The following is an 8,495-nucleotide window of genomic DNA, read 5'->3' as shown; positions in this document are numbered from 1 at the left end:
TCGCCCGCGCGGTGCTGGCCGCGGCGCGCGCGTTGGGCGTGGACGGCCTGGCTGCGCCCAGTGCCAACCGCTTCGGCCGCGTCAGCCCGACGCTGGCTCGCCATGTCGTCGAGGAGTTCGGCCCCGGGCTGATGGTGCTGGACGGCGGCGCCTGCGAAGTCGGCATCGAGTCCAGCATCGTGGATTGCAGCCGGGCGCGCCCGGCGCTGCTGCGCCCGGGACTGGTCGGCCGCACGCGTATCGAGGCCGTGCTGGGCGAGCCGCTGCAGGCGCCGGACGCGGCGGCGCCCCAGGCCTCGGGCACGCTGGCCGCCCACTACGCCCCCAGCGCCCGCGTACGCCTGCTCGACGCCGGGCAACTGGCTTTACGTTGTGCCACCGCGGCCGCCGGCGGTAGCCTGGAAGGGGTGGCGGTATATTCACGCGCCCAGCTGCCGGCGTGGCGCTGGCAGGCCCTGCCGGCCGACCCGGTGGCAGCGGCCCACGAACTGTTTGCGGTGCTGCGGGCCCTGGATGCGGCCGGCGCCCGTGAGATCTGGGTCGAGGCGCCCCCGCGCGATCCGGCCTGGGATGGCGTCCGGGACCGGCTTAGCCGGGCCGCAGCCGCCTTCACCGATTGAGTTTTCCTGCCCTGAGTTCATCGTCATGCAACGTGTTGTCTCCCAGAAATTGAAGCGCGGCCTGGCACTGGCCACGGTGAGCGCGGCCGCGCTGGTCGCCGGCTGCGGCGGCGGCAGCACCGAGCAGATCGATCCCTTCGCGCCGACCCGCATCATCACGTTCGGCGACGACAGCGGCGCCATCCTGCAGACCGGCAAGAAGTACACGATCAACGGCCTGAGCACGGACACCCAACTGCCGGACTGCCGGATCAACCCGGTCTGGAGCCAGGTGGTGGCCAGCGGCTTCAACTTCGTCTACCCGCAGTGCAACAGCGACTTCGTGGCACTGCCGCAGGGCATCATGTACGCGGCGGCGAACGTCAAGGTCGCCGACGTGCGAGACAAGATCGATCAGCATCTGTCCAACGATCGCTTCGGTCCCAAGGATCTGGTGACCATCATGGTGGGCGTCAACGACATCGTGGAGCTCTACCGCCAGTTCCCGCTGCAGAGCCGCGAATCGCTGATCGGCGAGGCCAAGGCCCGCGGCAAGCTGCTGGCCGACCAGGTCAACCGGATTGCCAACGCCAATGGTCGCGTGGTGGTGAGCACCATCTTCGACGTCGGCCTCACGCCTTTCGGCCAGAAGGAGAAGGAGCAGCAGACCGACATCGACCGTGCCATCTTCCTGGACGACCTGAGCACGGCGTTCAACACCGCGCTGCGCTTGAACCTCCTGAACGATGGCCGCCTGATCGGCCTCGTGCTGACGGACGAAACCATCCAGCAGATCGCGCGCTTCCCGAGTGCCTTCGGCTACACCGACGTGACGCATGCCGCCTGCCGCGCCGACGTTGCGCCGCAGGACTGCACGACGAACACGCTGCTGCTCGACGCCAATGCCACGCAATGGCTGTGGGCCGGCGACACATTGCTGGGCCCCAACGCGCAAAGCCGCATCGGCTCGATGTACCTGAGCCGGGCGCGGAACAATCCTTTCTGATCCCCGCCCTGCGCGCTGGCGCGCGCCCGCTCATGGGGGCGCAGCCGCGCGAGCGGCCATGCCGGTCGCTCGGCCGTTGCTGGACCGGAGGTCGGTCAGCGGCGGCCCGGAGAAACCTGGAGCTCAGGCCGTGTTGGTCCTGAGTTCGCGGCGCAGGATCTTGCCGACGTTGCTCTTGGGCAGCTCGTCGCGGAACTCGATGAACCTGGGGCGCTTGTAGGCTGTCATCTGTGCCGCGCAGTAGCTGGCCAGGTCTTCCTCGGCCAGTGCGGGGTCGCTCTTCACGACGAAGAGCTTGACCGCCTCGCCGGACTTGGCGTCAGGCACGCCCACCGCGGCGCACTCCAGAACGCCGGGATGCAGGTTGACGACCTGCTCGATCTCGGTCGGATAGACGTTGAAGCCGCTGACCAGGATCATGTCCTTCTTGCGGTCGACGATCCGCACATAGCCGCGCTCGTCCATGATGCCGATGTCGCCGCTCTTGAAGAAGCCGTCGGCATCCATGACGTTCGCCGTCTCGTCGGGGCGCTTCCAGTAGCCGGCCATGACCTGCGGACCGCGGATGCAGATTTCGCCGCGCTCGCCAAGCGGGACGTCGCGACCATCGTCGTCGCGGATGGCGATCTCGGTGGAGGAGATGGGCAGGCCGATGCTGCCGTTGAAGGCGCGCTGGTCCAGCGGATTGATGGTGGCGGCCGGCGAGGTCTCGGACAGGCCGTAGCCTTCCACGACCGGGCAGCCGGTGACCTTGAGCCATTTCTCGGCCGTGGCCTGCTGCACGGCCATGCCGCCGCCATTGGAGATGACCAGTTCGGAGAAGTCGAGCCGCGAAAAGCCGGGCTCGTTGGCCAGCGCGTTGAAGAGGGTGTTCACGGCCGGGAAGATGTGGATCTTGTGGCCGCGCAGGGTCTCGATGAAACCGGGAATGTCTCGCGGATTGGGCACCAGGATGTTCAGGTGGCCCATGCGCGCGCCAAGCATGAAGCAGGCCGTCAGCGCGAAGATGTGATACAGCGGCAGCGCGCAGATATTGGTGAACTGCACATTGCCATCCGCATATCCGGGCACCTTGGCCAGCATGGGTTGGAACCAGGCCTCCACCTGCAGGATGTTGGCGACGATGTTGCGGTGCAGCAGTGTGGCGCCCTTGGACACGCCGGTCGTGCCGCCGGTGTACTGAAGGAAGGCGACGTCGTCGGGCCCGAGGTCGGGTTTCTTCAGACGCAGCCGGTCACCATGGCTCAGCGCCTCGTTGAAGCGTACGACGGTGCGGCCATCGCCCGCCGGCAGGCGGAACTCCGGCACCATCTTCTTCACGTGGCGCACGGCGAAGTTGATCAGCGGACCCTTCCACCAGTTCAGCAGATCACCCATGGACGCCAACACCACATGCCGCACGTCGGTCGCGGCGATGACCTCCGACAGCGTGTGGGCGAAGTTCTCCAGCACGACGATGGCGCGCGCGCCCGAATCCTTCAGCTGGTGTTCCAGCTCGCGCGGCGTGTACAACGGGTTCACGTTCACGACGACGAAGCCCGCGCGCAGGATGGCCGCGCTGGCCACCGGGTACTGCAGCAGGTTGGGCATCATGATCGCGACTCGGTCACCCTGCTTCAGCCCCTGGGCCTGCAGCCAGGCGCCGAGCTGGGTCGACAGCTGGTCGATCTCGGCGAAACGCATGCGCTGGCCCATGCAGATCGCCGCGTCGCGCTGGGCATGCTGGCGGAAGGCCTCGTTCAGCAGGTCCACCAGCGAGCCGTAGACGCGGGTGTCGATCTGCGCCGGCACACCGGCCGGATAGCTGGCCAGCCAGGGCTTGTCGCGTGAGCTCAGGACGGGGGCGTCATCAAGGGCGGCAACGGCGGCATTCATCGGCAGGCCTCGGCGGGAGAAGGTCTCTGATCTTGGGTTGCCTCGTGTCCCTCGCCTAGGGGACTTGCCCTACGTCGCCGCGGCGACAAGGCCAGCACCGCCGCTGAACAGGGCGCGGGCCAGCGCTTCCTCGCGTTGCCTGACCGTGGCCAGGAATTCCCCGGCGCCTCGCATCGCGCGGAAGGTGTCGAAGCCGCTCTCGAGGAATGTCTGCAGTGTGCCCAGCCCCGCCACCTGAGCCGGTCCGCGCATCAGCCGCAGCGTCTGGCGCAGCAGCGGCTTGGCGGTCAGCCGGTCCAGCGATTGACCCACCGCCATCGTCAGCTCGATCTGGCGCTGGCGCGAGGCAGGCTCGCCACAGGCGCGCCAGGCAATGGCGTACTCGTCCGGCGTGATGTCGGTCGACAGCAGATGGTCGGCCATGCGCGTGTCCAGGTGCTCGGACAGCGCATGCAGGCGGGCCAGCCGTGCGACGGTATCGACGACCTCCTCGGGGAACAGCCGGGTGAGCGTCGGGATGACGCGAGCAAACTGGGCGTCGCGTTGGCGGTAGTCGTCGGGGCCGTAGAGCTCGTGCAGAAAGAAGCGCGTTGCGGCCTCATAGCGCGGGTTGGCCAGCAGGTCGGCATAGGTCGCGGCGAATCGGCGCTGCTGGTAGGCCTTCAGGGCCTGGACGCGGGCGTCGAGGTCGGGTTCGGCGGCACGGCGGGCGCGTTCGGCGTCGACGGCTCGCAGTTCCTTCAGCAGTGATTCGGCGCTCAGTTCATCCATGGGTCGTGGGTGATTCTGCCCGCTTAGACTGGGCCGATGAACGGGAGGTTGCAGAGGATCTGGATGGTGCTGCGGCTGGCGCTTGCGCTGGCGGTGGGATGGCTGGCCGGATGGGGCTGGGGGGTGCTGACGCTTTGCCTGCAGAGCCTCGTGCTGGCCTTCGGATTCGTCCAGTTGCGCTGGGTGAACCGCCCGGCGCCGGGCTGGGGGGCCTTGTTGCGCGCCTGGTGCGGCGAGGCTGTGGCCAGCGAGCTGGCCTTCTCATGGCGCCAGCCGTGGCGCGAATGGGCCGAGCCTGACCATCTGCCGGCGGGTGCGCCGGCCGGCGTGCTGCTGGTCCATGGCTTCTCCTGCAACCGCGGGCGCTGGAACGGCTGGATGGCGAGATTGCGCATGCGCGGCATCGCCTTCGTGGCGCCGTCGCTGGAGCCGGCCTTCGGCAGCATCGACGCCTACGCCGACGAGATCGAGGCCGGCGTGCGACGGCTCAAGGCCACGACGGGGCGGATGCCGGTACTCTGCGCACACAGTATGGGCGGGCTGGCGCTGCGCGCCTGGTGGCGCCGCTATGGGGCCGGCCATGAGGAGGTGCCGCGGGCGATCACCCTGGGCTCGCCTCACCAAGGCACCCGCATGGCTGCCCTCGGCATGGGCGTCAACGCCGCGCAGATGCGCCAGGGGAGTGCCTGGCTGGCCGATCTGCCGGGCTTGCCCGACGTGGACTGCTTCTGGACGCCCTGCGACCAGGTCGTCAACCCGGCCGAGACCGCGATTCTGAGCGGCTCGCGGGCGCACCGCGTGGACGGTGTGGGCCACATGGGCCTCGTCCACTCCGACGAGGCCTGGGACTGTCTTCAGACGGTCTTGGACTCGTCCTTGAGCACGCCGCGGCGGATCTGATCCAGCTCGATGCTTTCGAACAGGGCCTTGAAGTTGCCTTCGCCGAAGCCCTCGTTGCCCTTGCGCTGGATCAGCTCGAAGAAGATCGGGCCGATCACTTCCTTGGTGAAGATCTGCAGCAGCAGCTCGTTGTCCACGCCCAGGTGGGTGGCGCCATCGATCAGGATGCGCAGGCGGCGCAGTTCGTCGACGTTCTCGCCGTGGTTGGGCAGGCGCTTGTCGATGAGGTCGAAGTAGGTGTCGATGGTGTCCTGGAAGGCGACGCCGGTGCCCTTCATGCCTTCGACCGACTTGTAGATATCCGTCGTACCCAGCGCGACGTGCTGGATGCCCTCGCCGTGGTACAGGTCCAGGTACTCGGCAATCTGGCTCTTGTCGTCGGAGCTCTCGTTGATGGGGATGCGGATCTTGCCGCAAGGGCTGGTCATGGCCTTGGATTTGAGGCCGGTCAGCTTGCCCTCGATGTCGAAGTAGCGCACCTCGCGGAAGTTGAAGAAGCGCTCGTAGAACTCCGACCATTCCTTCATGCGGCCGCGGAAGACGTTGTGCGTCAGGTGGTCGATCTCGGTCAGGCCGTGGCCTGCCGGGTTGGGATCGACCGGCTGGCCGGCCGCGTCCAGCAGCGGCACGAAGTCCACGTCATAGATGGAGATGTTGCCGATGGCGCCCGCCTTGGCGCCTCCCTTGCCCTGCCAGCGGTCGACGAAATAGATCAGCGAATCGCCAATGCCCTTGATGGCCGGGATGTTCAGCTCCATCGGGCCGGCCTTGTTGTCGAAGCCCCAGGCACCCAGCTCCAGCGCGCGCTGATAGGCGTGGGCCGCGTCCTGCACGCGGAAGGCGATGGCGCAGATCGACGGGCCGTGCAGGCGCGCGAAGCGCTGCGCGAAGGAGTCGGTCTCGGCGTTGATGATGAAGTTGACGCCGCCCTGGCGGTACAGCGTCACGTTCTTGTGGCGGTGGCGGGCCACGGCGGTGAAGCCCATGGTCACGAACAGCTTGCCGAGCGCGGCCGGGTCCGGCGCAGCGAACTCGATGAACTCGAAACCTTCGGTGCCCATGGGGTTGTCCCAGGGAGTGAACTTGGCCATGCGTTTGCCTCGCGCGCAGATGTACGAAAACGAAAATTCTGCGGCGCGAGCGACGCACATTTCATGCAAATTGAGGCGCCTGTGCCCGCTGAAACGCAGTAAACCTGCAAAATGGGCTCAATGGAAGCCGCCATCGAGCTCGACGCTATCGACCGCCGCATCCTGCGTGCGCTGCAGCAGGACGGCCGGGTGACCTATGACGCGCTGGCCGGCGAGGCCGGGCTGTCCTCGTCCGCCGTGCTGCGCCGCGTGCGCCGGCTTGAGGAGGCCGGCGTCATCGGCGCCTATGTCGCGCTGGTGCCCCCGGAGCGTGTGGGCCTGGGTCTGACGGCCTACCTCAACGTCCGGCTGGAGAAGCAGACCGACAATCCGCTGCGCAACCCGCGCGATCTGTTCCGCGCCGCCGTGCAGACCTGGCCCGAGGTTGTGGAGTGCGCCGCGCTGACCGGCGAGATGGACTATCTACTGCGCGTGCTGGTGCAGGACATGCAGCACTACGCCCGCTTCATCAGCGACACGCTGCTGATGCATCCCAGCGTGCAGGACTGCAAGACCAGCTTCGTGCTGGAGCGGCTGAAGAACACCACGGCCGTGCCGGTCTGAGCCTGCTTTTGCGCCCCGCTTGAACCGGAGCGACAGGCGGTGGAACCCACCGCCATGGCGACGCTCGACTGCCGTTCCTCCCGTCCCGACCCCGGGCAGATGCTGGGCTGGCTGCCGCGACTGCGCCGCTATGCGCGGGTGCTGCGGCGCAACCGGGAGGACGCCGACGATCTGGTGCAGGACACGCTGGAGCGCGCCTGGTCACGCATGGGGTACTGGCAGGGCGTGGGCGACATGCGCACCTGGCTGTTCAGCATCATGCATAACCTGCACGTCGACGCGCTGCGGCGGGGGCGCCTGGATACCGTGGACCTGGACGGGCAGGCGCCCGAGGTCCCGGTTGCCGCTGCGCAGGCCGAGTGGCTGGCCCTGCGAGACCTGCAGCGCGCGCTGCTCGCCCTGCCAGCGGAGCAGCGCGAGGTGCTTCTCCTCGTGGCGCTGGACGGCATGGCCTATGCCGAAATCGCTCAGACGCTGGGGATTCCGGCGGGCACCGTCATGTCCCGTCTGTCGCGCGGCCGCGAGCGGCTGCGCCAGCTGATGTCGCACGAAGTCCGGCGGCCGAAATCCTAGGGGGACGGGGAATAGCGTGCCGCGACGGCCGTCCACTGGGGTGGGCCTCATCGGCCCGGTCCATGAACACCTTGCAGGAGTCCTCATGCGCTTTCTTGTCCCGACCTCCGCCGCTCTCGCCCTGCTGGGCCTTCCGTTGGCCAGCCAGGCGCTGGACGGCATCACCGACCCGAGGGGCGACTTCCTCGCCACCTTTGCCGGCAGCGTCGCGAGCGCCGACCTCGACGTGCTGAGCGCCAGCGTCTTCTACAACGCCTCCACCGACCTCTTCACACTGACCGCGACGATGGACGGCAACATCGGCAGCACGTCCACGGGCTTCTACGTCTGGGGCGTCAACCGCGGTGCGGGCACAACTGGCTTCATCAGTCTGGGCCTGGATGGTGTGCGCTTCGACCGCGTCGTCATCCTGCGCCCGGACGGCACGGGCACGGTGGCCGGCGCAGGCGCGCTGCCGGCCGGTTCGGTGACGATCAGCGGCCGGACGATCACCGGCGTGGTCAGCGGCAGCCTGCTGCCGAGCACCGGCTTCACGAACAAGCTGGACTACACCTTCAACCTCTGGCCGCGCGACGGTGCCTTTGCGGGCAACGCAGCCATCTCGGACTTCGCGCCGAACAACGCCAACTTCACGGCAACCGCGGTGCCGGAGCCCAGCACCGCGGTGCTGGGTGCACTGGGACTGGCCGGGCTGCTGGCCTGGCGCCGGCGTCAGTCGAATTCGTGAAGCAGCTTCAGGGTGTGGGCCTCGCCGAGGTTGAGCAGCTCGGCGATGTCGTGCAGATCGTCCGGTACGGCCGCGTCGTCCCAGCCCCGGGCCGTGTGCCGTGCCAGCCGCACGGCAAGCTGGACACAGCGCACCTGTGGGTCGCGGCCGTCTTTGTCGCTGGTGATACGGGTGAGCAGTTCCGGCAGATGCCAGCGCCGCATCAAGGCCTGCTCCAGGTCGGCCAGGGTGATGCCCAACACCTGGCGCTGCGCGACCGAACTGCGCAGCTGCCGGTCGGCCTCCTGCAGCTCGGCGATCTTCAGCGCCAGCTCGGGCGCGTGCACCCACAGCAGCATCTCGGCGAAGTC

Annotated in this window: 10 protein-coding genes; 6 read left to right on the top strand and 4 right to left on the bottom strand. The window is 68.0% G+C overall.

Going from position 1 to position 8,495, the window contains the following annotated elements; genetic code table 11:
* On the top strand, positions 1-620 hold a 620-nt coding region (locus tag VGF12_RS23900; protein WP_331178547.1), incomplete at its 5' end, for an L-threonylcarbamoyladenylate synthase.
* A gap of 25 nt (positions 621-645) precedes the next feature.
* On the top strand, positions 646-1,605 hold the full coding sequence (locus VGF12_RS23895) for an esterase (protein WP_331178546.1): 960 nt from the start codon (positions 646-648) through the stop codon (positions 1,603-1,605).
* Between the two features lie 123 nt (positions 1,606-1,728).
* On the opposite strand, the gene VGF12_RS23890 is transcribed toward VGF12_RS23895, so the two are convergent.
* Together VGF12_RS23890 and VGF12_RS23885 are read right to left on the bottom strand one after the other, a co-directional pair.
* A complete protein-coding gene (locus tag VGF12_RS23890; protein ID WP_331178545.1) occupies positions 1,729-3,480 on the bottom strand; it encodes a long-chain-fatty-acid--CoA ligase in 1,752 nt (583 codons plus the stop codon).
* A 69-nt stretch (positions 3,481-3,549) separates the two neighbouring features.
* Positions 3,550-4,251: an FFLEELY motif protein gene (locus tag VGF12_RS23885; protein ID WP_331178544.1), complete on the bottom strand. Its 702-nt coding sequence runs from the start codon at positions 4,249-4,251 to the stop codon at positions 3,550-3,552.
* A gap of 48 nt (positions 4,252-4,299) precedes the next feature.
* Here VGF12_RS23885 and VGF12_RS23880 point away from each other — a divergent pair, with 48 nt between their 5' ends.
* On the top strand, positions 4,300-5,151 hold the full coding sequence (locus VGF12_RS23880; protein WP_331178543.1) for a permease: 852 nt from the start codon (positions 4,300-4,302) through the stop codon (positions 5,149-5,151).
* On the opposite strand, the gene hppD is transcribed toward VGF12_RS23880, so the two are convergent.
* Entirely contained in the window at positions 5,106-6,242 is a 1,137-nt protein-coding gene (hppD, locus tag VGF12_RS23875; RefSeq protein WP_331178542.1) for a 4-hydroxyphenylpyruvate dioxygenase, read from the bottom strand. The genes VGF12_RS23880 and hppD overlap by 46 nt on opposite strands.
* A gap of 120 nt (positions 6,243-6,362) precedes the next feature.
* Here hppD and VGF12_RS23870 point away from each other — a divergent pair, with 120 nt between their 5' ends.
* The 3 genes from VGF12_RS23870 (at position 6,363) to VGF12_RS23860 (ending at position 8,145) form a co-directional block, all read left to right on the top strand.
* Positions 6,363-6,845 (top strand): Lrp/AsnC family transcriptional regulator, encoded by a 483-nt coding sequence (locus VGF12_RS23870; RefSeq protein WP_331178541.1) that lies wholly within the window; start codon positions 6,363-6,365, stop codon positions 6,843-6,845.
* 54 nt (positions 6,846-6,899) lie between these two features.
* Positions 6,900-7,418 (top strand): RNA polymerase sigma factor, encoded by a 519-nt coding sequence (locus VGF12_RS23865; RefSeq protein ID WP_331178540.1) that lies wholly within the window; start codon positions 6,900-6,902, stop codon positions 7,416-7,418.
* 85 nt (positions 7,419-7,503) lie between these two features.
* Positions 7,504-8,145 carry a PEP-CTERM sorting domain-containing protein gene (locus VGF12_RS23860; protein ID WP_331178539.1) on the top strand — a complete coding sequence of 214 codons (642 nt, stop codon included), beginning with the start codon at positions 7,504-7,506 and terminating at the stop codon, positions 8,143-8,145.
* Here the strand turns inward: VGF12_RS23860 and VGF12_RS23855 are convergent.
* On the bottom strand, positions 8,130-8,495 hold a 366-nt coding region (locus VGF12_RS23855; protein ID WP_331178538.1), incomplete at its 5' end, for an HDOD domain-containing protein. The two genes, VGF12_RS23860 and VGF12_RS23855, sit on opposite strands and share 16 nt — an antisense overlap.

It is taken from the genome of Roseateles sp., assembly GCF_036404855.1.
In the GTDB taxonomy this organism is placed as follows: Bacteria; Pseudomonadota; Gammaproteobacteria; order Burkholderiales; family Burkholderiaceae_C; genus Pelomonas.
This window is presented reverse-complemented; position numbering and strand designations above follow the sequence as displayed.